The organism is Stenotrophomonas sp. YJH_SMC_138 (genome assembly GCF_059369855.1).
The window spans coordinates 887,155-912,921 of sequence record NZ_JCAFTB010000001.1 but is presented as its reverse complement, the minus strand read 5'-3'; the positions used below and the strand labels follow the sequence as shown (position 1 = coordinate 912,921).

At 68.5% G+C, this 25,767-nt stretch carries 29 protein-coding genes; 15 read left to right on the top strand and 14 right to left on the bottom strand.

Annotated elements, in window-relative coordinates; translation table 11 throughout:
- Positions 1–26: 26 nt before the first annotated feature.
- Positions 27–1,610: a bifunctional phosphoribosylaminoimidazolecarboxamide formyltransferase/IMP cyclohydrolase gene (gene purH, locus AC5P7I_RS04045; protein ID WP_014648624.1), complete on the bottom strand. Its 1,584-nt coding sequence runs from the start codon at positions 1,608–1,610 to the stop codon at positions 27–29.
- A gap of 208 nt (positions 1,611–1,818) precedes the next feature.
- Between purH and AC5P7I_RS04040 the strand changes: the two genes are divergently transcribed.
- Genes AC5P7I_RS04040 through AC5P7I_RS04015 form a run of 6 tightly spaced genes read left to right on the top strand, consistent with a single transcriptional unit; the run spans position 1,819 to position 7,619 of the window.
- A complete protein-coding gene (locus AC5P7I_RS04040) occupies positions 1,819–2,436 on the top strand; it encodes a CDP-alcohol phosphatidyltransferase family protein (protein ID WP_262087820.1) in 618 nt (205 codons plus the stop codon).
- Between the two features lie 34 nt (positions 2,437–2,470).
- Positions 2,471–4,222: a bifunctional alpha/beta hydrolase/class I SAM-dependent methyltransferase gene (locus AC5P7I_RS04035; RefSeq protein ID WP_262087821.1), complete on the top strand. Its 1,752-nt coding sequence runs from the start codon at positions 2,471–2,473 to the stop codon at positions 4,220–4,222.
- A gap of 23 nt (positions 4,223–4,245) precedes the next feature.
- The gene (locus AC5P7I_RS04030; RefSeq protein WP_262087864.1) at positions 4,246–5,550 is read left to right on the top strand and encodes a phosphatase PAP2/dual specificity phosphatase family protein; all 1,305 of its coding nucleotides are present in this window, start codon (positions 4,246–4,248) and stop codon (positions 5,548–5,550) included.
- Positions 5,547–5,984 (top strand): hypothetical protein, encoded by a 438-nt coding sequence (locus tag AC5P7I_RS04025; protein WP_075076466.1) that lies wholly within the window; start codon positions 5,547–5,549, stop codon positions 5,982–5,984. Before AC5P7I_RS04030 ends, AC5P7I_RS04025 begins: the two co-directional genes overlap by 4 nt.
- Positions 5,985–5,997: 13 nt before the next feature.
- Positions 5,998–6,627 (top strand): lysophospholipid acyltransferase family protein, encoded by a 630-nt coding sequence (locus tag AC5P7I_RS04020; protein WP_014648619.1) that lies wholly within the window; start codon positions 5,998–6,000, stop codon positions 6,625–6,627.
- On the top strand, positions 6,624–7,619 hold the full coding sequence (locus AC5P7I_RS04015) for a phosphatidate cytidylyltransferase (protein WP_014648618.1): 996 nt from the start codon (positions 6,624–6,626) through the stop codon (positions 7,617–7,619). Before AC5P7I_RS04020 ends, AC5P7I_RS04015 begins: the two co-directional genes overlap by 4 nt.
- 126 nt (positions 7,620–7,745) lie before the next feature.
- On the opposite strand, the gene fis is transcribed toward AC5P7I_RS04015, so the two are convergent.
- The 3 genes from fis to prmA form a co-directional block, all read right to left on the bottom strand.
- Positions 7,746–8,021 (bottom strand): DNA-binding transcriptional regulator Fis, encoded by a 276-nt coding sequence (gene fis, locus AC5P7I_RS04010; RefSeq protein WP_005419706.1) that lies wholly within the window; start codon positions 8,019–8,021, stop codon positions 7,746–7,748.
- Between the two features lie 115 nt (positions 8,022–8,136).
- Positions 8,137–8,904, bottom strand: a complete 768-nt coding sequence (locus AC5P7I_RS04005) for a DUF3426 domain-containing protein (protein ID WP_169411603.1) — start codon at positions 8,902–8,904, stop codon at positions 8,137–8,139.
- Positions 8,905–8,946: 42 nt separating this feature from the next.
- The gene (gene prmA / locus AC5P7I_RS04000) at positions 8,947–9,867 is read right to left on the bottom strand and encodes a 50S ribosomal protein L11 methyltransferase (RefSeq protein ID WP_014648616.1); all 921 of its coding nucleotides are present in this window, start codon (positions 9,865–9,867) and stop codon (positions 8,947–8,949) included.
- A 164-nt stretch (positions 9,868–10,031) separates the two neighbouring features.
- Between prmA and AC5P7I_RS03995 the strand changes: the two genes are divergently transcribed.
- Both AC5P7I_RS03995 and AC5P7I_RS03990 read left to right on the top strand, forming a co-directional pair.
- A complete protein-coding gene (locus tag AC5P7I_RS03995) occupies positions 10,032–11,003 on the top strand; it encodes a hypothetical protein (protein WP_032959076.1) in 972 nt (323 codons plus the stop codon).
- Positions 11,000–11,374 carry a hypothetical protein gene (locus AC5P7I_RS03990; protein ID WP_032959077.1) on the top strand — a complete coding sequence of 125 codons (375 nt, stop codon included), beginning with the start codon at positions 11,000–11,002 and terminating at the stop codon, positions 11,372–11,374. Before AC5P7I_RS03995 ends, AC5P7I_RS03990 begins: the two co-directional genes overlap by 4 nt.
- 129 nt (positions 11,375–11,503) lie before the next feature.
- On the opposite strand, the gene accC is transcribed toward AC5P7I_RS03990, so the two are convergent.
- The 5 genes from accC to AC5P7I_RS03965 all read right to left on the bottom strand — a co-directional run bounded on the left by accC (position 11,504) and on the right by AC5P7I_RS03965 (position 15,290).
- Complete coding sequence (gene accC / locus AC5P7I_RS03985; protein WP_014648613.1) at positions 11,504–12,871, bottom strand: acetyl-CoA carboxylase biotin carboxylase subunit; 1,368 nt, start codon at positions 12,869–12,871, stop codon at positions 11,504–11,506.
- A gap of 10 nt (positions 12,872–12,881) precedes the next feature.
- Entirely contained in the window at positions 12,882–13,361 is a 480-nt protein-coding gene (gene accB / locus AC5P7I_RS03980) for an acetyl-CoA carboxylase biotin carboxyl carrier protein (RefSeq protein WP_005419696.1), read from the bottom strand.
- Positions 13,362–13,415: 54 nt separating this feature from the next.
- Positions 13,416–13,841, bottom strand: coding sequence for a lysozyme inhibitor LprI family protein (locus AC5P7I_RS03975; protein WP_032959079.1), 426 nt, complete (start codon positions 13,839–13,841; stop codon positions 13,416–13,418).
- Positions 13,838–14,287 carry a type II 3-dehydroquinate dehydratase gene (gene aroQ / locus AC5P7I_RS03970; RefSeq protein ID WP_032959080.1) on the bottom strand — a complete coding sequence of 150 codons (450 nt, stop codon included), beginning with the start codon at positions 14,285–14,287 and terminating at the stop codon, positions 13,838–13,840. Before aroQ ends, AC5P7I_RS03975 begins: the two co-directional genes overlap by 4 nt.
- 274 nt (positions 14,288–14,561) lie before the next feature.
- Complete coding sequence (locus AC5P7I_RS03965) at positions 14,562–15,290, bottom strand: DOPA 4,5-dioxygenase family protein (protein ID WP_014648610.1); 729 nt, start codon at positions 15,288–15,290, stop codon at positions 14,562–14,564.
- A 164-nt stretch (positions 15,291–15,454) separates the two neighbouring features.
- Between AC5P7I_RS03965 and AC5P7I_RS03960 the strand changes: the two genes are divergently transcribed.
- Positions 15,455–16,282: an isocitrate lyase/PEP mutase family protein gene (locus AC5P7I_RS03960; RefSeq protein WP_134966121.1), complete on the top strand. Its 828-nt coding sequence runs from the start codon at positions 15,455–15,457 to the stop codon at positions 16,280–16,282.
- 56 nt (positions 16,283–16,338) lie between these two features.
- Here the strand turns inward: AC5P7I_RS03960 and AC5P7I_RS03955 are convergent, their stop codons facing one another.
- Entirely contained in the window at positions 16,339–16,872 is a 534-nt protein-coding gene (locus tag AC5P7I_RS03955) for a hypothetical protein (RefSeq protein WP_014648608.1), read from the bottom strand.
- Between the two features lie 126 nt (positions 16,873–16,998).
- Between AC5P7I_RS03955 and AC5P7I_RS03950 the strand changes: the two genes are divergently transcribed.
- Entirely contained in the window at positions 16,999–17,595 is a 597-nt protein-coding gene (locus AC5P7I_RS03950) for an NAD(P)H-dependent oxidoreductase (RefSeq protein WP_049407909.1), read from the top strand.
- A 16-nt stretch (positions 17,596–17,611) separates the two neighbouring features.
- Complete coding sequence (locus AC5P7I_RS03945) at positions 17,612–18,205, top strand: TetR/AcrR family transcriptional regulator (RefSeq protein WP_111205593.1); 594 nt, start codon at positions 17,612–17,614, stop codon at positions 18,203–18,205.
- A 5-nt stretch (positions 18,206–18,210) separates the two neighbouring features.
- Here AC5P7I_RS03945 and AC5P7I_RS03940 read toward each other — a convergent pair whose 3' ends face one another.
- Complete coding sequence (locus tag AC5P7I_RS03940) at positions 18,211–19,005, bottom strand: serine hydrolase (protein ID WP_164077594.1); 795 nt, start codon at positions 19,003–19,005, stop codon at positions 18,211–18,213.
- A gap of 132 nt (positions 19,006–19,137) precedes the next feature.
- On the opposite strand from AC5P7I_RS03940, the gene AC5P7I_RS03935 reads away from it, so the two are divergent.
- Complete coding sequence (locus AC5P7I_RS03935; RefSeq protein WP_032959085.1) at positions 19,138–19,704, top strand: GIY-YIG nuclease family protein; 567 nt, start codon at positions 19,138–19,140, stop codon at positions 19,702–19,704.
- A 7-nt stretch (positions 19,705–19,711) separates the two neighbouring features.
- Here the strand turns inward: AC5P7I_RS03935 and AC5P7I_RS03930 are convergent, their stop codons facing one another.
- A complete protein-coding gene (locus AC5P7I_RS03930; protein WP_169411611.1) occupies positions 19,712–19,855 on the bottom strand; it encodes a hypothetical protein in 144 nt (47 codons plus the stop codon).
- Between the two features lie 98 nt (positions 19,856–19,953).
- Between AC5P7I_RS03930 and AC5P7I_RS03925 the strand changes: the two genes are divergently transcribed.
- Entirely contained in the window at positions 19,954–20,853 is a 900-nt protein-coding gene (locus tag AC5P7I_RS03925) for a LysR substrate-binding domain-containing protein (RefSeq protein ID WP_014648603.1), read from the top strand.
- A gap of 34 nt (positions 20,854–20,887) precedes the next feature.
- On the opposite strand, the gene AC5P7I_RS03920 is transcribed toward AC5P7I_RS03925, so the two are convergent.
- Positions 20,888–21,604, bottom strand: coding sequence for a transporter substrate-binding domain-containing protein (locus AC5P7I_RS03920; RefSeq protein WP_262087822.1), 717 nt, complete (start codon positions 21,602–21,604; stop codon positions 20,888–20,890).
- A gap of 82 nt (positions 21,605–21,686) precedes the next feature.
- Between AC5P7I_RS03920 and AC5P7I_RS03915 the strand changes: the two genes are divergently transcribed.
- Positions 21,687–22,049: a VOC family protein gene (locus AC5P7I_RS03915; RefSeq protein WP_262087823.1), complete on the top strand. Its 363-nt coding sequence runs from the start codon at positions 21,687–21,689 to the stop codon at positions 22,047–22,049.
- Positions 22,050–22,122: 73 nt separating this feature from the next.
- Here the strand turns inward: AC5P7I_RS03915 and AC5P7I_RS03910 are convergent, their stop codons facing one another.
- The gene (locus tag AC5P7I_RS03910; protein ID WP_032959088.1) at positions 22,123–22,962 is read right to left on the bottom strand and encodes an arylamine N-acetyltransferase family protein; all 840 of its coding nucleotides are present in this window, start codon (positions 22,960–22,962) and stop codon (positions 22,123–22,125) included.
- Positions 22,963–23,165: 203 nt separating this feature from the next.
- Here AC5P7I_RS03910 and AC5P7I_RS03905 point away from each other — a divergent pair, with 203 nt between their 5' ends.
- Complete coding sequence (locus AC5P7I_RS03905) at positions 23,166–25,703, top strand: methyl-accepting chemotaxis protein (RefSeq protein ID WP_164077592.1); 2,538 nt, start codon at positions 23,166–23,168, stop codon at positions 25,701–25,703.
- Positions 25,704–25,767 lie beyond the last annotated feature (64 nt).

Sequence of the window (25,767 nt, the reverse complement as noted above, 5' to 3'; positions counted from 1 at the left end):
GGCAGGGCCCGGCTTGGTGATGCGGATCAGTGGCGGAAGTGGCGCACGCCGGTGAACACCATGGCCAGCCCATGTTCGTCGGCGGCGGCGATCACTTCGGCATCGCGCATCGAACCGCCCGGCTGGATGACCGCCTTGATGCCGGCGGCTGCAGCGGCATCGATGCCATCGCGGAACGGGAAGAAGGCGTCGGAGGCCATCACCGAGCCCTCGACCACCAGGTTCGCATCGGCGGCCTTGATGCCGGCGATGCGGGCCGAGTACACGCGGCTCATCTGGCCGGCACCGACACCGATGGTGCGGTTGTCCTTGGCGTAGACGATCGCGTTGGACTTCACGAACTTGGCGACCTTCCAGGCAAACAGCAGGTCGGTGAACTGCTTGTCGGTCGGCGCCAGCCTGCTGACCACCTTCAGTTCGTCGCGGGTCATGCCGCGGTTGTCCGAGGACTGCAGCAGCAGGCCCGAGCCGACGCGCTTGCTGTCGAAGTTGTTCAGGCCGTCGCCGTGCGGGATGCGCAGTACGCGCACGTTGGCCTTCTTCTGCGCGTACTCCAGCGCGGCCGGCTCGTAGTCCGGGGCGATCAGCACTTCGACGAACTGGCGATCGAGGATCACCTTGGCGGTGGCGGCATCCAGCGGCTTGTTGAAGGCGATGATGCCGCCGAAGGCGCTGGTCGGGTCGGTGGCGTAGGCCAGCTCGTAGGCATCGCCGTTGCCGGCACCGACGGCCACGCCGCACGGGTTGGCGTGCTTGACGATGACGCAGGCCGGCGCATCGAACTGGCGCACGCATTCCCACGCCGCATCGGCGTCGGCCAGGTTGTTGTAGCTCAGCTCCTTGCCCTGCAGCTGCTGGAAGGTGGCCAGCGTGCCCGGCACCGGGTACAGGTCGCGGTAGAACGCGCCGCTCTGGTGCGGGTTCTCGCCATAGCGCAGGTCCATCACCTTCACGAAGGTGGAGTTCATCTGCGCCGGGTACTCGGCACGGGCCGGCACGGCGGCGTCAGTGGCGGTGACCGCCGACAGGTAGTTGCTGATCGCCGCATCGTACTGGGCGACGCGGTTGAACGCGGCCACCGAGAATGCGAAGCGGGTGGCCGCCGTCAGCTGGCCGTTGTTGGCCTCCAGCGAGGCCAGCAGCTCGGCGTACTGCGACGGATCGGTGGCCACCGCCACGCGGGCGAAGTTCTTGGCAGCCGAGCGCAGCATGGCCGGGCCGCCGATGTCGATGTTCTCGACCGCGTCGGCCAGGGTGCAGTCGGCCTGGGCGGTGACCGATTCGAACGGGTACAGGTTCAGCACCAGCAGGTCGATGGCACCGATGCCGTGCTCGGCCATCACCGCATCATCCAGGCCGGAACGGCCCAGCAGGCCGCCGTGCACCATCGGGTGCAGGGTCTTGACCCGGCCGTCCATCATTTCCGGGAAGCCGGTAACCTCGGCCACGTCCTTCACGGCCAGGCCCGCATCGCGGATCGCCTTGGCGGTGCCGCCGGTGGACAACAGCTCCACGCCGCGTGCCGCCAGCGCAGTGGCCAGCTCGACCAGGCCGGTCTTGTCGGAAACGGAGAGGAGGGCCCGGCGGACGGGCAACAGATCAGCAGTCATGGGACAGAATCGGCAGCGGAGCGGGGCCGATATTGTAGGCGGTGGGGGCCGGTGGCGGGCGCCGGCGGGGAAAATCGACCCGCACCCACGGCCTGTGGCCGCCTTCAGCACAGCCTGGCCGGGGGCGGTCCGCAAGCAATTCGATGGGGCGCGCTGCTCCAATCGGGTAGGCTGTGCCGGAACTGCCAAGGATCAGCGGGTTCGGATCGTGTCGATCTATGCATTGAAAGGACGTTTTCAGGACCTGTTGCGTCCGGCCGTACGCGGTCTGTACCGCATGGGGATCACCGCCAATGCGGTGACCGTGACCGCGGCCGTGGTCTCGCTGCTGGTCGCTGCCGCCGTCTGGTGCTGCGCGCCGGCCCAGCCCCTGCTGTACCTGCTGCTGCCGCTGTGGATGCTGCTGCGCATGGCGCTTAACGCCGTGGACGGCATGTTGGCCCGCGAGTTCGGCCAGCAGTCGCGGCTGGGCGCCTATCTGAACGAGCTGTGCGATGTGATCGCCGACGCGGCGCTGTACCTGAGCCTGCTCAGCGTGCCGGGCGTGCGCCCGGAAGTGCTGTGGCTGCTGGCCTGGACGGCGGCGCTGAGCGAGTACGCCGGGGTGCTGGGGCTGATGGTCGGTGCCAGCCGCCGCTATGACGGCCCGATGGGCAAGAGTGACCGCGCCTTCGTCGTCGGCGTGCTGGGTCTGCTGCTGGCGTTCGAGTGGGTTGGCGCGATGACGGTCACTGGCGTGGCTGCGGCCATGGCGGTGCTGTGCATGCTGACCATGATCAACCGCGTCCGTCGCGGACTGCGGGAAACGGCGGTTTCGTCGAATTAATCAAGCAGATACAAAAAGACAATCAGGAGATTGCATGCGTCAGGCGCAGGAACGGGAATTCCACAGCTTCGACCAGGTACCGCTGTTCTACCGGTACTGGGCGGGCACCACCGCCACCCCGGCCACCCGGGCCATCGTGCTGCTGCACCGCGGCCACGAGCACTCCGGGCGCGTCACCCACCTTGTCGATGAGCTGGACCTGCCCGACACCGCCTTCTTCGCCTGGGATGCGCGCGGCAATGGCCGTTCGCCGGGTGCGCGTGGCGATGCACCGGGCTTCCCGGCGCTGGTGCGCGACCTGGACAGCTTCATCGCCCACATCGGCGCCGAGCACGGCATTGCGGTGGAAGACATCGTGGTGATCGCGCAGAGCGTAGGGGCGGTGGTCGCCGCGACCTGGGTGCACGATTACGCGCCACGCCTGCGTGCGCTGGTGATGGCTTCACCGGCGTTCAAGGTGAAGCTGTACGTGCCGTTCGCGCGGCCGGGCCTGGCCTTGATGCAGAAGCTGCGCGGCAACTTCTTCGTCAACAGCTACGTCAAGCCGCAGTGGCTGACCCATGACCCGGCGCGGGTGGAAAGCTACCGTACCGATCCGCTGATCACCCGGCCGATCTCGGTGCGCGTGCTGCTGGGCCTGTACGAAGCGGCCGACCGCATCGTGGCCGATGCGCAGGCGATCAGCGTGCCGGTGCAGCTGCTGGTATCCGGCTCGGATTTCGTGGTGCACCGTGGCCCGCAGGATCGCTTCTATGAGCGCCTGTCCAGCCCGATCAAGGAGCGGGTGCACCTGCCGGGCTTCTTCCACGACACGCTGGGCGAGCGCGATCGGGCACCGGCACTGGCGCGCATCCGCAGCTTCATCCAGGCGCGTTTCGCCGAACCGCTGCGCGAGCTGTCACGGCGCGACGCGCACCGCCATGGGCCGACCTTCGAAGAGTCGGAGATCCTGGCCTGGCCACCGGAACGCAACAGCCTGGCCGACCTGCGCTGGCGCGTGGTACGTGGCGGCCTGCGCTTCGGCGGCACGCTGTCCGAAGGCATCGCGCTGGGCCTGCAGACCGGTTTCGATTCCGGTAGCACGCTGGACTACATCTACCGGAATGAGGCGCGCGGCAAGGGCCCATTGGGGCGGATGGTCGACCGCAACTACCTGGATGCGATCGGCTGGCGTGGCATCCGCGTGCGTGGCCAGCACCTGCAGGAACTGCTGCGCGACGCCGCACAGCGCCTGCGCGGGCAGGGCACGCCGGTGCTGGTGCTGGACGTGGCCGCCGGCCATGGCCGCTATGTGCTGGAAGCACTGGGCCAGGGCGAGCAGCGCGCCGACCGCATCGTGCTGCGCGACTTCAGCGATCTGAACGTGCCCCAGGGCCAGGCGTTGATCCAGCGCCTGGGCGCGGCCGACATCGCGCGCTTCGAGCAGGGTGATGCGTTCGACCCGGCACAGCTGGCCAAGGTCGATCCAGCGCCGACGCTGGCGGTAGTCTCGGGCCTGTACGAACTGTTCCCCGACAACGACGCCGTGCTGCGCTCGCTGCAGGGCATTGCCGCAGCGGTGCCAGTGGGTGGCTACCTGGCCTATACCGGCCAGCCCTGGCACCCGCAGCTGGAATTCATTGCCCGTGCCTTGACCAGCCACCGCGGTGGCGCGGCGTGGGTGATGCGCCGCCGTACCCAGCAGGAGATGGACGAGCTGGTGCGCCTGGCCGGGTTCGAGAAGGTGGCGCAGCGTATCGACGACTTCGGCATCTTCACCGTATCGCTGGCGCGCCGGACCGCGTGATGGCGACGCTCGCCGCATCCCCACTGGCCGCAGAGGGGCGCCCCTGGCGGCGCGCCCTGTTGTGGCTGGCCCTGCTGGGTCCGTTCTTCTTCGCCAGTTATGGCTTCGCCAACTGGATGGCCGGCCGCCACGCCACCCTGCCGGTGATGGCGTTCGGCTGGGAGACCCGCATCCCGTTCGTGCCATGGACCATCGTGCCGTACTGGTCGATCGACCTGTTCTACGCGGTCTCGTTCTTGCTGTGCCGGCAACGGCTGGAGCTGGACCGGCACGCATTGCGGCTGTTCAGCGCACAGCTGATCGCCGTGAGCTGCTTCCTGCTGTGGCCGCTGCGCTTCAGCTTCGAGCGTCCGCAGATCGGCGGTGTGTTCGGCTGGCTGTTCGATGTGCTGCTGGGCTTCGACAAGCCGTTCAACCAGGCACCGTCGCTGCACATCGTGTTGCTGATCGTGCTGTGGGTGAAGTTCGCACAGTACCTGCACGGGGTGTGGCGCTGGGTGCTGCACGCGTGGGCGCTGTTGATCGGCGTCTCGGTGCTGACCACGTTCCAGCATCACTTCATCGATATCCCGACCGGCCTGCTGGCCGGCTGGTTGTGCGTGTGGCTGTGGCCGGAGCAGGGCACGCCACCGCTGCGTGCATGGCGCACGGCACGTGATGCCAAGCGCTGGCGCCTGGCAGGGGTGTACCTGCTGGGGGCCGCTGTACTGCTGGTGCCGGTGGTGCTTCTGCGTGGCGCCGCGTTGTGGCTGCTGTGGCCGGTGGTGTCGCTGCTGCTGCTGGCGCTGGCCTATGCCGGGCTGGGTACCGCGGTGTTCCAGAAGCGCGCCGATGGTCGCCTGACCATGGCGGCACGCTGGCTGCTGGCGCCGTACCTGGGCGCAGCCTGGGTCAATTCGCGGCTGTGGACGCGGCGTGCGCCGCAGCCGGTGCCGGTGATGGATGACGTGTGGCTGGGACGCATTCCCTGTGCTGCGTTGCCAACACCGCTGGTCGGCGTGGTCGATACCTGTGCTGAACTGTCCTGCCGCGCGCCGGGCGCGGCGTATGCCAGCGTGCCGATGCTGGACCTGGTGGTGCCCACGCCGGAACAGCTGCGCGAGGCGGCCGATGCCATCGAGCGTCTGCGCGTGCAGGGGCCGCTGCTGGTGTGCTGCGCGCTGGGCTATTCGCGTAGTGCCGCCAGCGTCGCCACTTGGCTGCTGCGCGGTGGTCGTGCCGCCGATGCGAACGCGGCAGTGGCGATCGTGCGGGCTGCACGTCCCGGCATCGTGCTGCACGCGGCGCATCTGCATGCCATCACTGCTGCGGCAGGAGCGCGCGCATGAGCACGGTTCCCGATCTGGTGACCATGCAGCTGCTGCTGCGCCAGGGGCGTTGGCCGGCGCTGCTGTCGCTGGGGATGTTGCTGGTGGCACTGCTGCTGCTCGGCACCGAGCCGGGGCTGGCGATGATCGCTGCCGGCCTGTTGCTGCTCAGTGTTGCCGCGGGCATCGCACAGGCCTACCACGCGTGGCGGGTGGGGCTGGATGCCAGCCTGCTGCAGCTGCTGCGCGATGAAGGCCTGGAGGGCGAAGCCGCCGCGCGCCGCATCGATCAGCTGCTGCACGACAGTGGCCTGCGCCGCGCGTCGCCCGATGCGCCACTGCGTGGCTGGGATGCGCGCTGGTCCGGCATGCGCCGCCTGCTGCTGCGCCAGTACCTGCTGACCGCAGTGCAGTTCGCACTGCTGGTGCTGGCCGTGGTGTGGCCGCAGACGTGAATGGGAGTGACCGATGTTTGCCGAACTGATTGCCCGCGCCTGCAGTGGCGCGATCCATGTGGTGACCGGCGCACGCGCGCTGTGGATCGGTTGCGCGCCGTCCAGCGAGCGCCGCGTGTACTACGGCAACCACGCCAGCCATGGTGACTTCGTGCTGATCTGGTCATCGATGCCACCGGCACTGCGGCGCCAGGTGCGCCCGGTGGCCGCGGCCGAGTACTGGCAGCGTGATGGCCTGCGTCGCTACCTGATCGATGCGGTGTTCAACGGTGTTCTGGTCGAGCGCGAGGCCGGCCATCGCCAGCAGGACCCGTTGCAGGTACTGCGCGATGCGGTGGACGAAGACTGCTCGCTGATCCTGTTCCCGGAAGGCACGCGCAATATCGGCGATGAACCGCTGTTGCCGTTCAAGAGCGGCATCTACCACCTGGCGCGGCAACGGCCGGAGCTGGAGTTCGTGCCGGTATGGATCGACAACCTGAAGCGGGTGATGCCGAAGGGGCGGTTCCTGCCGTTGCCGCTGCTGTGCACGGCCACCTTCGGCACGCCGCTGCGGCTGCAGGCCGACGAGGACAAGGCCGCATTCCTGGCCCGCAGCCGGCAGGCGCTGCTGGACCTGGCGCCGAATGGAGGTCGTGCATGAGTTTCGTGCTGGATGTATCTGGCGATCTGGCAACGCAGAGTGTCGGCCAGCAGACCGGCCTGCTGTTTGCCGGCGTCGGCGCGGTGCTGGTGCTGGCCACGCTGGTGGCCGAGACCCTGCGCTGGCGCCAGCGCGGTCAGCCCAGCGCGGTGATCGCCAACCTGGTGTCGCGTATCCGTGCATGGTGGGTGATGGCGATCGTGGTCGGGCTGGCGCTGTTCTTCGGTCGCGCCGGGGTGATCGTGCTGTTCGCGATCATTTCGTTGTTCGCGCTGCGCGAGTTCATCACCCTGGCACCGACCCGTTCAGGCGACTACTACGCGCTGCTGGCTGCGTTCTACATCGTGCTGCCGTGGCAGTACTACCTGGTGTGGATCGACTGGTACGGCATGTACACGCTGCTGATCCCGGTCTATGCGTTCCTGTTCCTGCCGATCCTGTCGACCATCGGTGGCGATACCACGCACTACCTGGAGCGCACCGCGAAGGTGCAGTGGGGGTTGATGATCTGCGTGTTCTGCATCTCGCACGTGCCGCTGCTGCTGAACCTGCACGTGCCCGGTCACGACCCCTCGCGCAACGTGCTGCTGTTCGCCTTCCTGGTGATCGTGGTGCAGTCCTCGGACGTGTTGCAGTACATCTGGGGCAAGCTGCTGGGCCGGCACCTGATCGCGCCGAAGCTGTCGCCGTCGAAGACGGTGGAGGGCTTCGTGGGTGGCGTGCTGAGCGCCAGCGCGCTTGGGGCGGCGCTGTGGTGGATCACCCCGTTCACGCCGCTGCAGGCGTTCGGCCTGTCGCTGCTGATCAACCTGATGGGATTCTGGGGCGGCCTGGTGATGTCGGCGATCAAGCGCGACCGTGGGATCAAGGACTGGGGCCACATGATCGAGGGCCATGGCGGCATGCTCGACCGGCTAGATTCGGTGTGCTTCGCCGCGCCGGTGTTCTTCCATGTGGTGCGGTACTACTGGAAGGCGGGCGGCGGCGGGTGATCCCGCCGGGGCTGCATCCACGCATGGCGTGGATCTACCGGTAGTGCCGGCCGCTGGCCGGCAACTGCGACATCCTGCCATCGTTCATGGGGTTGCCGGCGAGCGGCCGGCACTACCCGCGCGCGCTCAGGCGCTGATGCCGTATTCCTTCAGCTTCTTGCGCAGGGTGGCGCGGTGGATGCCCAGCATCGCGGCGGCGCGGCTCTGGTTGCCTTCGCAGTGGTTGAGCACTTCCACGAACAGCGGGATTTCCATCTCGCGCAGCACGATCTCGTAGACATCGTCCGCGTCGCAGCCATCAAGATCACGCAGGTAGCGGCGCACGGACTGGGCGACGTGTTCACGCAGCGGTGGCCGGGGAGCGCCACGACTGTTGTCAGGACGAGAGAGGACAGCGTTCAAGGGGGTTCCCGATTCGGTTGGCCCGTGCGCGCGGAGCGCGCGGCCGGACGAGGTGGTGGCGGCCAGTCTAGCGCGAGCGTGCCCGACCTGCCACGGCTGGTCGCCTCTACCCTGGTCAGAGGAAGTCGAAGGTGAATGCGACGGTGGACGCGGCGGGTTCCTGCACGCGGAACGCGATGCGCGCACTCTGGCCCGGTTCCAGCACGGTCGTGGCCGGGCTTTCGCCAAGGTATTGCGCGGGCGTGAACACGCCGCTGCCGATCACCCGGCCATCGGCATCGGACAGTGACAGGCGCAGGTCCGGCCAGGCCTGTGCCCAGCGCGCATCGTTGCGGATGCTGGCCTGCACCTGCAGCACACCGGCCTGGCCGGGCAGGGGGCGGATCTCGCGGCTGGTCATGGTGAACGCGGTCGGCTCGTGCCAGGCCGGCAGGCTGCAGCGCAGCACGCCGCACAGTGCGCCCAGCCAGGTGCGGTTGCCGGCCTCGGCGGCCAGTCGCGCACGATCGGCCAGCACGCTCTGCAGTACCAGCAGCAGTGCCAGCCCGGCGACCAGCACCCAGTGCCAGCGCGGCGTCGGCAGCGCGCGCGGCCGCGAAGTGCCCAGGAAGCTCGGCGCATCGCCGGCCACCGCCTGCGCGGCCGGGACGGCAAGGACGGGTTCGATCACGGTCGCTTCGTCGAGGATGACGGTGTCATCGAGCTGTCGCGTCTCCGCCATCGGCGGCAGCGCCACGTCGCCTGGGTCCCCGGACTTCGCGGCAGGGATGTCATGCGCCGACGGGTCGGGCGTGCGCGCGTCGGTCGCAGGTGCGGCCTCGCCTTCCGACGCGGGGCGCAGGAAGGTGGCCAAAGGGCGGCGCGGCGGGTTCGGCTCGGACATGCTCAGGGCGCGGGCTCGGATCCAGCGGTCATTCAATCACGATCAGGCGCGGCGCGTGCCGGTGATGCGCATCCAGTCGCCATCCTGGGTGGCCTGCAGATCGTCGAACCACGCGGCATAACGCTGCAGCAGTTCGCCTTCCTGGCCCTGCAGGATGCCCGACAGGGCGATGCGACCGCCGGCGGCGACGCGTGCGGCCAGCAGCTCGGCCAGCGCATCCAGCGCCGAGGCAAGGATGTTGGCGACCACGATCGGGTAGGTGGCGACCGGTTCGTCCTGCGGCAGGTACACCTGCATGCGGGCCTGCTCGCCATTGCGCTCGGCATTGTCGGCGGTGGCGACCAGCGCCTGCGGGTCGTTGTCCACGCCGATCGCTTCGGCGGCGCCCAGCTTCAGCGCGGCCAGCGCGAGGATGCCCGAGCCGCAGCCGAAGTCGAGCACGCGCTGGCCCTGCAGCTGGCCGTCCACGGCCAGCTGGTCCAGCCAGCGCAGGCACAGGGCGGTGGTCGGGTGGGTGCCCGAGCCGAAGGCCAGGCCCGGGTCCAGCCGCACCACGGCGGCATCGGCGGCCTGTGCAGCGTCCGGCAGTTCATGGTTCCACGGCACGATCCAGGTGCGGCTGCCGAAATCCATCGGCTGGAACTGGTCCAGCCATGCGCGCTCCCAGTCTTCGTCTTCGACCGCGCGGAAGCTGCCATTGCTCCAGTCCAGTTCCGGGTCGAAGGATTCCAGGGCGGCCAGCAGCAGCAGCGCATTGCTGTCGGCGGGGAACAGCGCGCTCAGCACCAGGGTGTCCCACAGCGGCGTTTCCCCCACGCCGGGTTCGAGGATGGCCTGTTCGTTGCTGGTGTCGGCTTCGGCATCAAGCAGGGTCACGGCCAGTGCGCCGACGTCCTCCAGCGCATTTTCATAGCGGGGCTGGGTGGCTTCGGTGCAGCGCAGGGTCAGTTCCAGGAACGGCATGGCGGTGGGGACAGTCGCGGGAAAGGGGGCAATGCTAGACCATCGGGGCGTCTCCGTATTGCCTGAGATGCCGCTTTGAGATGAATGGGGGCAGTTCAGACAGGCCTGCCGGGCCTTGCTAAACTCGGCGCTTTCCTGTGTGCCGTGAACGCTCACCACCGCCGATGGCCTTCGCTCCGACCCTGAAAACCTGGTTGCTCGTGCTGCCGGCGGTGGCCGTGCTGGGCGTGGCCGGGTATCGGGCCAGCGGCCATGCTGCGGGCGTGGCGTCGACGTCGGCGTCGCCGGACCTGCCGCTGGCCATGGCCAGCCGTGACGGCGGAGCGCCGCTGCCGGTGGTGCCGGAAGCCCTGGCGCGGCGGCTGGCGGCTTTCGAGCGCGGCAACACGCTGCCGTCGGGCCTGCCGCTGGACCTGCGCGCCGACATCGAAGACGCCAGCGACCTGTATGCCTACGCCCAGCGCCTGCGCGCACAGGCCGACACCGGCAATCACGAGGCGCGCTGGATGCTCAGCCGCGTCTATGACTATTGCGCGCAGTACGCACTCGATCCGGGTGGCTACCGCCTGGACAACAACGTACTGAGCGGGTTGGGCCTGACTGCGGCGCCGGCGATGATCGAGGCACGCGAGCGGGTGGCACAGCGGTGTGGCGGTTTCGTGCCGGGCGACAAGCTGGGCGCGGCGCTGGTGCTGGCCGAACGCCGCAAGGCGGCCGCGCAGGGCAACCTGGCCGCGGAAGCGTCGCTGTTCGCCGAGGGCGAGCCCTTGCATGACAGTGCCGAGTACCGCCGCGACCTGGTCGAGCGCGTGCGCACCTCGCGCGACCCCGAGGCCTACATGGCCATCGCGCCAGGCATGGGCGTGCGTGCGGCCGGTGACCGCGCGCTTGACGGGCTGGTGGCGGGCGAGCAGCTCAGTGAACTTGCATGGCGGCTTGCGGCCTGTGAACTCGGCCTGGCCTGTGGAGCGGACAGCGTGCTGGTCAACAATTTTTGTGCGAACGGAGGGATCTGTTCGCAGGATGGAGCGCAGGATTTCCGGGATTTCGTGTATGACGCTGCGGTATCGCGGCAAGGTGCTGGGAAAATGAAGGAATGGATCAAGCGATTGGTTGGAAAGAGGGACGGGCGATGAATTACCGTCGATTCCTGCATGGGGCCAAGTTCTGGTTCTGGGTGGCGCTGTTCGTGGCCTACTCGGCTGGGGCGGTTGGCCTGCTGATGATCGATACCTACGAGGACCGCTACCGGCATCTGTCGAAGGTGGAGCTGACCACGGTGAAGGCGCAGGAAGACGTGCGCCGCGCCGGTGCCAGCCAGGTCGCTGCGGTCTACCGCGCGCAGAGTGGCATGCCATTCGCTTCACTGCCGGCCGGCAGCACCTTCCAGGTGGTGTGGCCCGATGGTTCGACCGAAACCATGGTGATCGTCGATCCGACCTCGCCCAATGGCGTGCGGCCGCTGGCCCATTCGCAGATTCCGGCCGACGTGGCCGACAAGCGCTGACGTGCTCGCTGTGGAGCCGAGCCCATGCTCGGCTGTGCTTGGCGGCAAGCCGAGCATGGGCCCGGCTCTACAGGAACAGAAAAGGGCGGGGATATCCCCGCCCTTTTCATGTCCAGCACCTGGCGCCGATCAGGTCAATGCGATCGGCTTGTTCTTGCGCTCGGCCAGGCGCTTTTCCAGGTAGTGGATGTTCTGGCCACCGGCCTGGAAGCCCTTGTCACGCATGATCCTCTGCTGCAGGGCGATGTTGGTCTTGATGCCATCGACCACCATTTCGCTCAGTGCCACCCGCATGCGGGCAATGGCGGTTTCGCGGTCCGGGCCGTGCACGATCAGCTTGCCGATCATCGAGTCGTAGTTCGACGGCACGCGGTAGCCACTGTAGATGTGGGTGTCCACGCGCACGCCGGGGCCACCCGGCGGATGGAAGCCGGTGATGGTGCCCGGGCTCGGCACGAAGGTTTCGGCGTCTTCGGCGTTGATGCGGCACTCGATGGCATGGCCGGTCAGCACCACGTCGCTCTGCTTGATCGACAGCTTCTGGCCGGCGGCGATCTTCAGCTGCTCGGCCACCAGGTCGATGCCGGTGACCATTTCGGTGACCGGATGCTCCACCTGGATGCGGGTGTTCATTTCGATGAAGTAGAAGCGGCCGTCCTCGTACAGGAACTCGAACGTGCCCGCGCCGCGGTAGCCGATGCGGATGCAGGCTTCCACGCAGACCTTGCCGATCTGCTCGCGCTGCTCGGCGGTGATGCCCGGCGCCGGTGCCTCTTCCACCACCTTCTGGTGGCGGCGCTGCATCGAGCAGTCGCGCTCACCGAGGTGGATGGCGTTGCCCTGTCCGTCGGCCAGCACCTGGATTTCCACGTGGCGCGGATTCTCCAGGAACTTCTCCATGTAGACCTCGCCATTGCCGAACGCGGCCTTGGCCTCGCTCTTGGTGGTTTCGATCGAGGTCTTCAGCGACGCTTCGGCGTGCACCACGCGCATGCCGCGACCACCGCCACCGCCGGCCGCCTTGATGATGACCGGATAACCGATCTCGCGGGCGATCTTGGTGTTGGCGACGATGTCCTCGCCGAGCGGGCCGCCCGAGCCGGGCACGCACGGTACGCCCGCGGCCTTCATCGCGCGGATGGCTTCGACCTTGTCACCCATCATGCGGATGGTGTCGGCCTTGGGGCCGATGAAGATGAAGCCGGATTCTTCCACGCGTTCGGCGAAGTCGGCGTTCTCCGACAGGAAGCCGTAGCCCGGGTGGATGGCCTGGGCGTCGGTGACTTCCGCCGCCGCGATCAGGGCCGGGATGTTGAGGTAGCTCTGCGGCGACGGCGCCGGACCGATGCAGACCGACTCGTCGGCCATGGCCACGTGCTTGAGGTTGCGGTCGACCGTGGAGTGCACGGCCACCGTGCGGATGCCGAGGGTATGGCACGCGCGCAGGATGCGCAGCGCGATCTCCCCTCGGTTGGCGATGACGACTTTGTCGAGCATGGCGCGCCCCTCAGCCGATCACGAACAGCGGCTGGTCGAATTCCACCGGCTGGCCGTTCTCGCCGAGGATGGCAACGATGGTGCCGGAGGTGTCGGCTTCGATCGGGTTGAACATCTTCATCGCTTCGATGATGGCCAGGGTTTCGCCTTCCTTGACCTGCTGGCCCACGGTGACGAAGGCCGGCTTGTCCGGGGCGGACGAGGCGTAGAAGGTGCCGACCATCGGCGAGCGCAGCACGTGGCCTTCCGGCAGTGCCGGGCCCGGCTTGGCGCTGCCGCCGGTGGAGGCTTCGGTCGGCGACTGCATCGGCATCGCCTGCGGCGCCGGGGCGGCCGGAGCGGCATACACCGGCGCGGCGACCGGGGCGGCATAGCCGGCCACCGGGGCGCGCGACAGGCGCACCGACTCTTCGCCTTCCTTGATTTCGATTTCAGCCAGGTTCGACTCTTCCAGCAGGTCGATCAGCTTCTTGATTTTGCGGAGATCCATGGTGGCCTCTTTGCTCGTGATGTCAGTGTGGTGGAGAGTGCGGTTGCACTCGGTTCAAAGCAGTTCGTAGAACTCGCGCAGCTGCCGCGTACGGTCGCGCGTCTGGGTGATCAGGCATTGCATCTTCGCGGGGTTGCGCGAGGTGCCGTCTGCATTGAAGGCATACACCGCCTCGCAATCTGCATCGCGCAAGGTGATCCAGATGCGCTGGGCCTTCACCAGCTGCTGTTCGGCCGCCGCGCAGCGGCTGCAGCTGCCATCGGTTGCCTGCGCCTTCAGTTCGCCACGCGCCTGCGCGTAGACGGCGTTCAATGCGCTGTCGGCATCATCCAGGCGATCGGAATCGCACATGTCGCGCTCGTAGCCGCCGCTTGCCTGTGCGCAGTCGATGCCCGCGGCCGCGCGCTCGGCAGCGACACTGGCGCCGCACAGACCGGCCCACAGCAGGATGCCGGCAAGCACGCGCGGCGGCATCTTCACGCGCTGGCCGCCTGCACGCGCAGCAGCGCCGCGTCCATCGCGTAGCGGTAGCTGTCGGCACCGAAACCGCATACCACGCCCACTGCCTTGTCACTGAAGTAGCTGTGCTGGCGGAACGGCTCACGGGTATGCGGGTTGGACAGGTGGATCTCGATGAACGGCACCGCCACCGCCGCCAGCGCATCGCGCAGGGCGACCGAGGTGTGGGTGAAGGCGGCGGGGTTGATCAGGATGAAAGCGGTTCCGTCGCTGCGCGCAGCCTGCACGCGGTCCACCAGCACATGCTCGGCGTTGGACTGCAGCCGTTCCACGGTGTGTCCGGCGGCCGATGCCTGGGCAGCCAGGGCCTGGTCGATGTCGGCCAGCGTGGTGTGGCCGTAGACCTCCGGCTCGCGGGTGCCGAGCAGGTTGAGGTTGGGGCCGTGCAGGACCAGCAGCTTCGCCATGGGATCCGGAAGACGGGAAAGGGCGGCAGTCTGGCGGAACCGGCGGATGCTGTCCAGTTCGGCGAAGTTTGCAGCGTTTCAATCGTATGTTTGAAATCTGCCGGAGCGCTTGCGGCCGTATGGCGGGCGCTGGATCAAGGCGCGCTGAACGTGGTGCTGGACGGGGATGCGTGCACGTAGGCCGACGATGCCGGCATCCACGCCATGCGGGGAGGACGGGGTTCGGTGAGCAGCACACTGCGCCCCAACATGGAGCTCTCCGACACCCGGCCGCTCAGATCTCCAGCGGCACCGTCGGCACCACGTTCGGGAACACCTCTTCCAGCGGTTCCGGCTGCCCGGGCTTCGGCGCCGGCCAGTTGTAGGCATTGACCGGCTGCGCGCGGTTCACCCACAACGCGTAATGCAGATGGTCAGCGCGGCCATCGCCGGTATTGGGGTGGATCAGGATGGTCAGGCCCAGGCTGTTGAGCTGCAGCCAGGGCACCAGCACCGGCAGCAGGTCGTTGGTGAAGCCGAAATAGAACGACGGGGTGACGTGCGGCCCGCGTGGCTCAAGGTTCCAGTTGCCCAGCTCCACAGGGAAGCGCTCGGCGGCCCAGCGCCGCAGCAGCGCGGCCTTCTCGAAGCTGTCCTCGTCGAAGTAGATGTGGGCGTGGTAGCTCTTGATGGCGGTGTAGGCACGTGGCCGGGTGGGCAGCGTGGCCTCGCCGGGGCGCACGCTGGCCGGCCGCGGGGTAGGCTCGCTGGCCGTGGCCTGGCCCCAAGGGCTGCGGCCCTCGGGCGCTGGCGGAACGATGGCGCGGAAGCCGGGTCGCCCGGGTTCGGTGGTGTTCACGGCGTTGTCGCTGCGCGCGGCTGCGGTGGCAGCCGACGCGCTGGCCAGGCCGCCAGCGGCCAGCCCGGCCGACGCGATCAGGCGACGGCGCGCGGGTGAAAGCAGGTCGGCCCAATGGGCGTCATCGTCGCCGGCGTCGATCAGGGTCTGCGGGTCCGGGTGCATCTGGGGCTCCGTGGGGCACTGTGTGGCAGGCAAGCACGCTCGGGCAGCGTGCACGGTGGTGTCCAATAAGCAGCCGGCATCACCTCATGCACGCTGGCCCACGCCGTGATTGAGTGCCGCCGCAGCGTGGGCTAGGGTGCAGGTCTGCCGCCCGGGAACCCGCCATGACCCCGCTTGATGCCGACACCCAGCGCAAGCGCGCGCGTTTCCGCCAGCTGCATGCGCGCGGTTGTTTCGTGCTGCCCAATCCGTGGGACGTGGGCAGCGCCCGCTACCTGCAGCGGCAGGGCTTCCAGGCACTGGCCACGACCAGTGCCGGCTGCGCCTGGAGTGAAGGGCGGCCGGATGGGGCGGTTTCGCTGCAGGCCACACTGGAACATCTGCGGCTGATGGCGGCCGCGACACCGCTGCCGTTGAACGCCGATTTCGGTGATGGCTTCGGCGCCACGCCACAGGCAGTGGGCGAGGCGGTGGCGGCGGCCATCGACACCGGTATTGCGGCGCTGTCGATCGAGGACGCCAGCGGCGTGGCCGATGCGCCGCTGCGGCCGATCGGGCAGGCGGTCGAGCGACTGTGTGCGGCACGTGCGGCCATCGACCGCGCGGGGGGCGATGTGCTGCTGGTCGCGCGGGCCGAGAATTTCTTCGTTGGCGTGCCGGATCTGCAGGACACCCTGCAGCGCCTGCGCGCCTATGCCGAGGCCGGCGCCGATGTGCTGTATGCACCGGGCATCAGCACGCCCGAACAGATCAGCGCGGTGGTTGCCGCTGCGGGGGCGAAGCCGGTGAACCTGCTGGTCGGTGGACCGACACCGCTGAGCCTGCAGGACATCGCCGCACTCGGCGTGCGACGGGTCAGCCTGGGCGGTGCGCTGGCGCGAGCCGCGTGGGGTGGGCTGATGCAGGCCATCGAGCCGATCATGCAGGACGGTCGCTTCGATGGCCTGCAGCAGGCGGCTTCGGGCGCGGCGTTGAACGCGCTGTTCCGCTGACACATGCCCAGGCCTGCAATGGACCACCCCGGGCGTGGATGGACGCGCGCCTGCGACTACAGCGCTTCCATCCCGCCCCTGGGCAGCGTCACGCCCGGCTCCAGCGCCGGCAGCAGTTGCCGCAGCAGTGCCGGGTTGTCCAGCATCGCCGCGCCGTCCAGATAGCGCCATTGCGTTGTACCGACGCGTCTCACAGCAACCATGAATGACGTGCTGCGCATCGGCGCTTCGCGCACGCGCAGCAGTGACTGGCGCGGTACGAAGCAGACTTCCTCGTCACCGGCCGCATAGGTGCGGCCCGGCACGCCTGCCTCGTCGCTGATGATGCTGACGCCGGCCCTGCGCAGCGCCTTCACGGTGTCGCGGGTCGCCCGCGCATAGGCCTCGTCGCCACCGGCCAGCTGCTTCAGGCTGGGATGGGTACGCGCGATGATCAGCTCGGTATCGCCACGGGCGAAGGCGCCCATCATCGCCTGCACCTCCTTGCGCAATGCGGCCGAGTCTTCCGGACTGAGTTCACCGGCCAGCGCGGGCGTAACGTCCATTGCCATCGGCAGGGCCAGCAGAAGGGCAAGCAGATACCGGTGCATCGTCGGGCAGCTCAGTGGGAACCGCCGCACTATACGGTGGATGCGGAAACAGCGTCCCACGCATGGCGCTGGTATCCCGGGCGACACTACTTACTATTGGTAGTTAGTGAACTCCGGACATGCCCCATGCACACCCTCATCGTTACCGCCCACCCTGAACCCGGCGCGTTGACCCATGCCATCGCCAGGCGCATCGGCGAAGCCATCACCGCGTCGGATGCCGCCAACAGCGTGACCCACGCCGATCTGATGGCTGAAGGCTTCGATCCGCGCTTCAACATGCAGGACCAGGCGCTGTTCCGTGGCACCGGCGCGACTCCGGCTGACGTCGCCGCCGAGCAGGCGCGGCTGCAGGCTGCCGACACGCTGGTACTGGTCTATCCCCTGTACTGGTGGTCCTTCCCCGCGCTGCTGAAGGGCTGGATCGATCGTGTGTTCACCCAGGGCTGGGCCTACCAGGACGGCGCCGATGGCAAGGTGCAGAAAAAGCTGCAGCGGTTGGGCGTGCATCTGGTCGGCATCGGCGGGGCTGGCGCGGACATGATCGAACGGCGCGGCTACGGTGCGGCGATGAAGACCCAGATCGACATGGGCATCTTCGACTACTGCGGCGCGCGCGTGCTGTCGTCCGACCTGCTGCTGGACGCCGATTCCGGTGCAGCCGAAGCGCATCTGCAGACCGCGCTGGCGATCGGCCGTAAAATCGGTGCTCCGATGCGCTGACCGCCGTGCTCCACCGATGCCTGCCAACGCCGCTCCCACGCGCCGCCGATTGACCCGCGAGCAACGCGCCCGCCAGTTGCTGGACGTGGCCTGGGCGCTGGTCGGCGACGAAGGCACCGACGCATTGACGCTGGGGCGGCTGGCCGAGGCGGCCGGTGTGACCAAACCGGTGGCCTATGATCACTTCGTGACCCGCAACGGGCTGCTGGCCGCGCTCTACGATGACTATGACGGGCGGCAGACGGTGGTCTTCCACGAGCGTATCGGCCGTGCCAGGGCGCAGCTGGCCGATCGTGCAGCGGCCATCGCCTCCGGCTACATCGACTGCGTCCTCAGCCAGGGCAGTGAAGTGCAGGGCATCCTCGCTGCGCTGGTGGGCGCGCCGGAACTCCATGAAGTGCGTCGGCGCTACCAGCAGGACTTCATCGACAACTGCGACACCTGGCTGGGCCCGTTTGCGGCCGATGGCACGGTCCCCCTGGCCGGACGCTGGGCGATTCTCGGTGCGGCCGAAGCCCTGTCCGAAGCCGTGGCGGCAGGCGCGCTGGACAAGGCCGGCGCCGAGGCCGAGCTGCAGCGCTTGATCGTGGCGACGGTCAAGCGACGCTGATCCGCTCAGGCGTCGGCGGTGGTGTCGTCCAGCGCCGCAAACCCGGCGGCCAGCCGCTCGCGCACAAGGGCATCGCGTGCGTCGCGGCTTTCAGCGCCCAGCACCACGGTGATCAGGCGTACCGGCAGGTTCCGCCCGGGCACAGCCCGGCAGGCAGTGGCGGCCAGGCAGAAGCCTGCGGCCTGGGTGTAGCCGGTCTTCAATCCATCCACGCCGTCTTCGCCAAGCAGGGCGTTCTGGTTGCTGCGGCTGAAGCGGCCATGCGCGAACGTGCGCTGCGCGGTGATTGCCAGGATCTGCGGATGGTCATTCAGCAGGCAGGCGGCGAGTACCGCCATGTCGCGCGCGCTGGAGGCATGGTGCGGGGTGGTGATGCCGGACACGCTGGCGAACCGCGTGCTGCGCAGGCCAAGCTGGCGCGCGTGCCAGTTCATGCGACCCAGGAACGCAGGCTGTGATCCGTCCAGATGGCGTGCGATGGCCAGCGCCGCATCATTGCCGGAGACGATCATCAACCCTTCCAGCAGGCGCGCCAGCGTGACCGTTTCGCCGGGCACCAGGCCCATGCGTGTTTCATCATCGGCTACGGCATGCACATCCTCGGCGGCGATGGTGACCGCCTGGTCCCACGTGCCACCGTTCTCTTCGACGCATCCGTAAGCGGCGTAGGCGGTCATCAGCTTGGTCAGCGAGGCCGGTTGCCGCGCGATGTCCGCGTTGTGCTGGTGGACCACCGCGAAGGTTGCCGCGTCCAGGGTGATGGACGAGACCGGCAGGTGGGCAGGCGCAGGAGCAGGCATGGTGGCGGTGATGACAGCGACAGCCAGCAAGGATAGTCCGCAGCGGCTGCATGAAGCCGTACTGCCAAAGCCCTGCGGCGCCCACCGCAACGCCCGGTTGCGCCCGGGCTGCAGTGGAGGCAGCCTGCGCACATGCAGCCGCATATCCGCATCGACGGTCGTGTCTTCGCCTACGTCTTCCCCTGTGCGTGGGAGGACTACGCGAAGATCGGCTTTTCACGCGATCCGCTCGGGCGCATCAGCGCATTGCACCGGCGCTGGTTCGAGTTCTTCGACCTTGATGCCGGTACGCTGGTGGAAGCGGAGAGCGAGCGCGATGCGCGTGATCTGGAGCTGCAGCTGCGTTCGCCGTTCAAGGCGCACCGCGCGCCGGCGCCGATGACGGTCCAGGACAAGGCCGGAGGTCGCACCGAATGGGTGCGTGGTGCCAACCAGGCGTTGTCGCTCGCGGTTGATGCGTTGGGCGCACAGGGCTATCGCTGTTTCCAGCTCAAGGCTTGGCTGCAGGCCGCCCAGCGCCTGCGCATGGACCGGCTGCACGACTGGGCGGCGGTGCAGCTTCCGGAAGAGGATGGCCTGCGCATGCCCGGTGGCCCCGGCGAGCGCGTGCTGCGTGACACCCTCGACGGTTGCCGGGCGCTGGATATCGACCCAATGCCATGGCTGCCTGAACACGTCCAGCGTTGGTATGCAGGTTGAGCCGTGTTCAACGGCCACGCGGTTGCTGAACCGGCGCGGCCGGTTGCGGCGCACCCGTGGGGGAGCCGGTGGACGGGCAGGCCAGCTGCCGGGCCAGTTCGGCGTTGGCCACGTGGCCCTGCAGGAACAACAGGCTGCCGTAGATGTTCATGAGCGTCCCTCCACTTGAGTGGATTGCACGATACGGGCAGCATTGACCGGGAAAAAGCGACATTTCCGCAAGCATGCCTTGAGAGGAATTCAAGCCTGATGTCCCGTCCGCCCCTTCACGCCCTGCAGGGTTTCGTGGCCGCCGCGCGGCTGGGCAACCTGTCACGCGCAGCGGCGTCGATGAACCTGACCGTCAGTGCGCTCAGCCATCAGATGCGCCAGCTGGAAGAGCGGCTGGGGCAGCCACTGCTGGTCCGCCAGCCACGCGGCGTCACCCTCACCCTGGAAGGGCAGCGCCTGCTCGACCAGGTCGGCCCGCATCTGGATGCGATCAACGAGGCCTTCCAGCCCTATGCCGCACGCGCCGAGCACGTGCTGACGATCAGCGCGGTACCGTCGATGGCGTCGGCGTGGCTGGTGCCGCGCTTGGGGCACTTCGTTGCCGAGCATCCACAGATCGAGATCAACCTGCAGTCGAGTGAACGCCTGATTGACTTCGAGCGACAGCGCCAGTTCGACGCCGCGCTGCGGCTGGGCAGCGGGCAGTGGCCGGGCCTGGTGGTGGAGCCGCTGTTCGACGAGTGGCTGCTGCCGATGGCCAGCCCGGCGCTGATCGAACGCATGGGAGGGATCGACCGCGTGCCGCTGAACCAGTGGCCGCTGCTGGGGGATCCCGATGGCGCGTGGGGCGCCTGGTTCGCGCTGAGTGGGCAGAACCCGCCGCCGCGCTTCGTGGCGGTGCTGGATGATTCGGAGGCGCATCACCGTGCGGCGCTGGACGGGGTGGGCGTAGCGCTGGGACGGGTGACGCGGGCGCGCCTGCTGCTGGATTCGGGCCAACTGGTGGCGCTGTCCAGCCTGCGACTGAAAACCGCCTGGCCGCATTGGCTGGTCTACCCGCAGCGCTCGGCCCGCCATCGCGGCTTCCTGGCCTTCCGCGACTGGCTGCACGCTCAGGCGGCCGAGCACGTCCGGCACATGGCAGACGCGCATTTATAGCGTCGAGCCATGCTCGACTGCGTGTGTCCCGCGGTCACCGTACCAACGTAACCGCCTGCCCGGCACGGGCGAAGGCTTCGCCCAGCAACGAGCCTGCCTTGATCGCCTCCACTTCCTCGAACAGCGCCTGCAATGCATCGGCCGGGCGCGAGGCCGGCGCCGCGACCGCCTGCTGGATCACGGTGAAACGGTCGGCCAGCACGCGGTGGCCGGGATGCGCCTGCGCCCAGGCGGCCAGCGGCTGGCGCACGCCGGCGGCGGCATCCAGGCGCTGCAGATCGAACAGGGTGATGGCAGCGGCCGACGTCTCGGCCCGCTCGATCATGGCGTGGCGCAGTTCGCGGCTGAGGAACAGGTCGTAGGCGGCGCCACGACCGACCGCGATGCGCAGGCCATCGCGGTCCAGGTCGGCCACCTGCTGCGCAGGGCTGTCCTCGCGCACCAGGTAGGTGCCTTCGATCTCCACATAGGGGGCGCTGAAGGCGATGCGGTCGGCGCGCGCCGGATCGATGGCCAGGAAGGCCAGGTCCCAGGCATCCTTGCTGGCTGCAGCGACCACCGCGGCCGCGGCGTCGTAGCAGGTGAAGCGTGCCTGCACGCCTATGCGCTGCGCCAATGCCGTGGCCAGTTCCAGTGACGGCCCGCGCGGTGAGCGCGCGTCCCCCTGCGCCAGTACTGGATTGCCCAGGTTGATGGCCACGCGCAGGAAGCCCAGCGGTGCCAGCGCACCACGATGATCGGCCAGGGACATGCAGGACTCCGCGGGGAAAGGGCGGTCCAGCATGCCAGTACGGACCTGCAAGGCAGTGTCAGCATCCGGTTATCCTGCGGACATGAACCCCATCCTGCACGTCGAGATACCGGTCACTGACCTGGGCCGGGCCATCACGTTCTACCAGCACTGGCTGCAGGTGGCGGTGGACGAACCGATCCTGCTGCACGACTGCAGGATGGCCTACCTGCCGTTTGCCGATGAGGCCACCGGTGCCAGCATGGCGCTGGTGCGGGGGCCGACTATCTGCCCTCCGTCCACGGTGCGCGCATCTACATCGGGGTTGATGACCTGGATGCCAGCCTCGAGCGTGCGCTGCAGGCCGGGGCCGAGCTGCGCTTCGGCCCGGCCGATGCCGGTGACTGGCGCGTGGCCGAGATCGCCGACAGCGAAGGCAATCGCATTGCGCTGCAGGCGCGCGTGATTCTGTAGGGCCGAGCCCATGCTCGGCTGAGCTGGAGCGGCTGGGCCAACAGCAGCCGAGCATGGGCTCGGCTCTACAAGGGCGCGGCGCGTGAGCGCTGCAGCCAGTCGTTGATCGCCGGGTCCAGCCGTGGGTCGTCCGGCAGCTGCATGCCGAAGCGCTGCTGCAACACCTCGCGCACGTCGCCCACATCGCGCAGCGGCCGCTTGTCCGGTGCCTGGCCGGGACGGTACTCGGTGTAGTTGCCACTGCCGATGGTGCGTCGCCAGTCCGGCCCGGTCAGGGATGCGCGCAGCTGGCCGGGGAAACTGGAATCGGGATGGGTGCACACGTACCAGTTGCCCACGACGTTGTCGATCGGTGCCGGCGCGTGCAGGTCGAAGCGATACATTGCCCGCCAGCCATCGCCGGACTCGGCGGACAGCACGAAATCCCCCTCGCCGGGCAGGCGCTGCAACAGGAAGCGCTCGTGGGGCGTGGCCTGCGGCTGCGGATCATGCAGCCGCAGCGGCACGGTCGGGGTCAGGCTGCCGAAACCGGCATCCACCAGCCAGTCATCGCCGTCCACCTGCACGCGCAGCAGCAGGTGGGTGCGTGCGGTCAGTTCGCCGTCCTGGGCGGCCAGCAGCACGCGCGCGCTCAACGGCTGTGCATCGAAGCCCAGCGCCTGCAGCAGTGCCAGCAGGCCGCCGTTGAGTTCGAAGCAGTAGCCGCCACGACGGTCGTCGAGCAGCTTGCGCTGCACGCTGTCCAGGTCGATCGGTACTGCATCGCGCAGCAGGCAGCTGAGGGTTTCGAACGGAAGCAGTGCGTTGTGGCGCTGCTGCAGCAGGGTCAGGCCCGCCAGCGTCAGCGGTGGCGGTGCATCCAGCTTCAGGCGTTGCAGGTAGCGGGGGACATCGAGCGTCGTCATGCGCGCGCCGGGCGGGGGAGGGAGATCTACTGTGCTCTCCCAACCGGGGTTGAGGTCAAGCATTGCGCGGGTGTCATCCCCCCGTCGCCTGTGCCGGGTACAAAGGCCGCGTCCGCCAGCAATCGGTGGGAGTGAACCAGGAGCGCCCTAAAGTTGCGCCATTTCCCGCCGATACAGGTGCGTCCTTCCGCCTGGAGCCTGTCATGTCGGCCGTCGTCCCCCACCTCCGGTCCCTGCGCATGCGGCTTGCCGCACTGCGCTCGGCGTCCCCCGGCCTGCTGCTGTGGCTGCAGCCGCATCGGCTCAGTGTGGCCAGCAAGCTCAAGGCGACCCTGTGGGTCTGTGGGCTGGGCCTGATCGCGATCGCCGCCGTCTACGCCTGGACCGGCCATGCCAGCACGCAGGCGGCGCGCAGCCAGGCCAGCTACCAGCACGGCAGCGATCTGGCCGCGAGCGTGGCCACGCAGGTGGCCGAGGCGCGTCGTCTGCAGACCCAGTATGCACGTAGTTTCGACGATGCCGACCGCGCGCAGCTGCTGGCGACGCAGAAGGCGCTCCAGGCCGATCTTCAGGCGCTGCGCGCGATGCCGATGGATCCCGGCCGGCGCGAGGCGCTGCAGGCACTGACCGAAGCCGCCGGCGCGTTCTCGCAGGGTGTGGCCGCCCTGTTCGAACGCGTCGATGAGATGGGTCGTGGCGATGCCGGCCTCGCCGCGCAATTGCAGCAGGCCGCCGACGCCCTGCAGGCGCAGGTGGATGCGTTGCAGCGGCCTTCGTTGGCGTTGTCCCTGCAGAAGATGCGCCGCCAGGAGGCACTGCTGCTGCTCGATGGCGACTCCACCCATGCCGACCGTGCGAGCGAAGAAAAGCTGCCGTTCGATCTCGCACTGGTGGGCCTGCCGACCGATGCGCAGGATGCCCTTCGTAACGGCATGGAGGCCTATCAGGCCGCATTGCTGGGCTATACCGCCGCCCGCGTGGGCCTGGATGTAGAGGCGCAATCGCTGCTGGATACCGCCGCCGGCGTGGCGCCGGCGCTGGCCGCCTTCCAGCAGGCCCAGGTGGCGGCGCTGGCCAAGGCACAGGCGCGCCAGCAGGCCGGCGCACGCACCATGAGCGTGCTGTTCGCGGTGACCCTGCTGCTGGTCGCCGGTGTGTTGATCACCAGCCTGGTGCTGGTGCGGCGTGCGGTGCGCCAGCCGATCCAGGACACCCTGCGCTTCGCCAGCGACATCGCCGACGACCGACTCGACACCACCCTGCGCGTCTACAACGCCAACGATGAAATCGGCCAGCTGGCGCAGCGCCTGGTCGACATGCAGCAGCGCCTGCGCGCGCGCATCGAGACCGAGCGTGCCGTGGCGCGCGGCAACACCCGTGTGCGGCAGGCATTGGACAGTGCGCAGACCGGGCTGATGGTGATCGATGCCGAGGGCCAGGTGGCCTACGTCAATCCGGCACTGCTGCAGCAACTCGAGCGCGAGGCCGAAGATCTGGTGGGCAGCGATGCCGTGCGCCTGCATCCGGCGCTGGCCAGCCTGGCCGGCGCGCGCCAGCGCGAGGAGCGCGAGATCGGCCATGCCGGCGTGCGCTACCAGCTGATTGCCAACCCCATCATCGACGAAGGGCAGTTCCTCGGCGTAGCGGTGGAATGGCGCAGTCGTGCGCTGGAGACGCTGCTGGAAACCGAGGTCGCTGCCCTGGTCGATGCTGCAGCACGCGGCGACCTGCATGGCCGTATCGTGCTGGAGGGCAAGCAGGGCTTCGTGCGCACCTTGTCGACCAGCATCAACCGCCTGCTGGCCACCTTTGAAACCAACCTTGGTGACCTGCAGGCACTGCTGGCTGCGCTGGCCCGCGGCGACCTCAGCGTGCGCATGGAGGGGGACCTGCAGGGCGTGTTCGCGCGCATGCGCGACGATGCCAATGCCACCGTCGCGCAGCTGGGCCGCATCGTCACCCGCATCCAGCAGGCCACCTCCAGCCTGGATACCGGCGTTGGCGAGATCGTCGCCGGCCATCACGATCTGTCGCGGCGCACCGAGCAGCAGGCCGCCAACCTGGAAGAGACCGCGGCGTCGATGCAGGAGCTGACCGATACCGTCGGCCGCAACGCCGATGCCGCAGGCCGCGCCGATGCACTGGTGCAGGGCGCGGCGGCGGTGGCCCAGCGGGGTGGCGAGGCGGTCGGCCAGGTGGTCGCGACCATGCATGGCATCAGCGAAGCCTCGCGACGGATCGGCGACATCACCCAGTTGATCGACGGCATCGCCTTCCAGACCAACATCCTTGCCCTCAATGCGGCGGTGGAAGCGGCGCGTGCCGGCGAGCAGGGCCGCAGCTTCGCCGTGGTGGCCGCCGAAGTGCGCCTGCTGGCGCAGCGCAGTGCCGAGGCGGCCAAGCAGATCAAGGGGCTGATCGAGGATTCGGTGGCGCGTGTCGGCCAGGGCAACCAGCAGGCCGCGCAGGCCGGCACCACGATGGGCGAGATCGTCGGCAGCGTGCAGCAGCTGGCCGAGCTGCTGGCAGGTATCCGCAGTGCGTCGCAGGACCAGCATGCGGGCATCGCTCAGGTGAACCAGACCATCGTGCAGATGGAAGCCAGCACCCAGCGCAACGCCAGCCTGGTGGAAGAGGCGGGGGCCTCGACTGCGCAGATGCAGGCGCAGGTGCGTGCCTTGGCAGAAGCCGTGGGCGCGTTCCGCTTGCAGTCGATGCCGCAGGCGCGCGCGGCGGCCTAGTCAGCCGAGCGTGGGCTCGGCGCTACATCGGCTGCACGAACACTGTAGAGCCGAGCCCATGCTC

What these genes read in the sequence shown, in the direction of transcription:
- AC5P7I_RS03995 (WP_032959076.1), top strand. Translation starts at nt 10,032, where the DNA reads ATGGCCTTCGCTCCGACCCTGAAAACCTGGTTGCTCGTGCTGCCGGCG.
- AC5P7I_RS04015 (WP_014648618.1), top strand. Translation starts at nt 6,624, where the DNA reads ATGAGTTTCGTGCTGGATGTATCTGGCGATCTGGCAACGCAGAGTGTC.
- AC5P7I_RS03905 (WP_164077592.1), top strand. Translation starts at nt 23,166, where the DNA reads ATGTCGGCCGTCGTCCCCCACCTCCGGTCCCTGCGCATGCGGCTTGCC.
- AC5P7I_RS03965 (WP_014648610.1), bottom strand. Translation starts at nt 15,290, where the DNA reads ATGCACCCGGACCCGCAGACCCTGATCGACGCCGGCGACGATGACGCC.
- AC5P7I_RS03935 (WP_032959085.1), top strand. Translation starts at nt 19,138, where the DNA reads ATGCAGCCGCATATCCGCATCGACGGTCGTGTCTTCGCCTACGTCTTC.
- AC5P7I_RS03945 (WP_111205593.1), top strand. Translation starts at nt 17,612, where the DNA reads ATGCCTGCCAACGCCGCTCCCACGCGCCGCCGATTGACCCGCGAGCAA.
- purH (WP_014648624.1), bottom strand. Translation starts at nt 1,610, where the DNA reads ATGACTGCTGATCTGTTGCCCGTCCGCCGGGCCCTCCTCTCCGTTTCC.
- prmA (WP_014648616.1), bottom strand. Translation starts at nt 9,867, where the DNA reads ATGCCGTTCCTGGAACTGACCCTGCGCTGCACCGAAGCCACCCAGCCC.
- AC5P7I_RS03940 (WP_164077594.1), bottom strand. Translation starts at nt 19,005, where the DNA reads ATGCCTGCTCCTGCGCCTGCCCACCTGCCGGTCTCGTCCATCACCCTG.
- AC5P7I_RS03930 (WP_169411611.1), bottom strand. Translation starts at nt 19,855, where the DNA reads ATGAACATCTACGGCAGCCTGTTGTTCCTGCAGGGCCACGTGGCCAAC.
- AC5P7I_RS04035 (WP_262087821.1), top strand. Translation starts at nt 2,471, where the DNA reads ATGCGTCAGGCGCAGGAACGGGAATTCCACAGCTTCGACCAGGTACCG.
- accC (WP_014648613.1), bottom strand. Translation starts at nt 12,871, where the DNA reads ATGCTCGACAAAGTCGTCATCGCCAACCGAGGGGAGATCGCGCTGCGC.
- AC5P7I_RS04025 (WP_075076466.1), top strand. Translation starts at nt 5,547, where the DNA reads ATGAGCACGGTTCCCGATCTGGTGACCATGCAGCTGCTGCTGCGCCAG.
- AC5P7I_RS04020 (WP_014648619.1), top strand. Translation starts at nt 5,998, where the DNA reads ATGTTTGCCGAACTGATTGCCCGCGCCTGCAGTGGCGCGATCCATGTG.
- accB (WP_005419696.1), bottom strand. Translation starts at nt 13,361, where the DNA reads ATGGATCTCCGCAAAATCAAGAAGCTGATCGACCTGCTGGAAGAGTCG.
- AC5P7I_RS03960 (WP_134966121.1), top strand. Translation starts at nt 15,455, where the DNA reads ATGACCCCGCTTGATGCCGACACCCAGCGCAAGCGCGCGCGTTTCCGC.
- AC5P7I_RS03990 (WP_032959077.1), top strand. Translation starts at nt 11,000, where the DNA reads ATGAATTACCGTCGATTCCTGCATGGGGCCAAGTTCTGGTTCTGGGTG.
- AC5P7I_RS03950 (WP_049407909.1), top strand. Translation starts at nt 16,999, where the DNA reads ATGCACACCCTCATCGTTACCGCCCACCCTGAACCCGGCGCGTTGACC.
- AC5P7I_RS03920 (WP_262087822.1), bottom strand. Translation starts at nt 21,604, where the DNA reads ATGTCCCTGGCCGATCATCGTGGTGCGCTGGCACCGCTGGGCTTCCTG.
- AC5P7I_RS03955 (WP_014648608.1), bottom strand. Translation starts at nt 16,872, where the DNA reads ATGCACCGGTATCTGCTTGCCCTTCTGCTGGCCCTGCCGATGGCAATG.
- AC5P7I_RS04005 (WP_169411603.1), bottom strand. Translation starts at nt 8,904, where the DNA reads ATGTCCGAGCCGAACCCGCCGCGCCGCCCTTTGGCCACCTTCCTGCGC.
- AC5P7I_RS03925 (WP_014648603.1), top strand. Translation starts at nt 19,954, where the DNA reads ATGTCCCGTCCGCCCCTTCACGCCCTGCAGGGTTTCGTGGCCGCCGCG.
- aroQ (WP_032959080.1), bottom strand. Translation starts at nt 14,287, where the DNA reads ATGGCGAAGCTGCTGGTCCTGCACGGCCCCAACCTCAACCTGCTCGGC.
- AC5P7I_RS03910 (WP_032959088.1), bottom strand. Translation starts at nt 22,962, where the DNA reads ATGACGACGCTCGATGTCCCCCGCTACCTGCAACGCCTGAAGCTGGAT.
- AC5P7I_RS03915 (WP_262087823.1), top strand. Translation starts at nt 21,687, where the DNA reads ATGAACCCCATCCTGCACGTCGAGATACCGGTCACTGACCTGGGCCGG.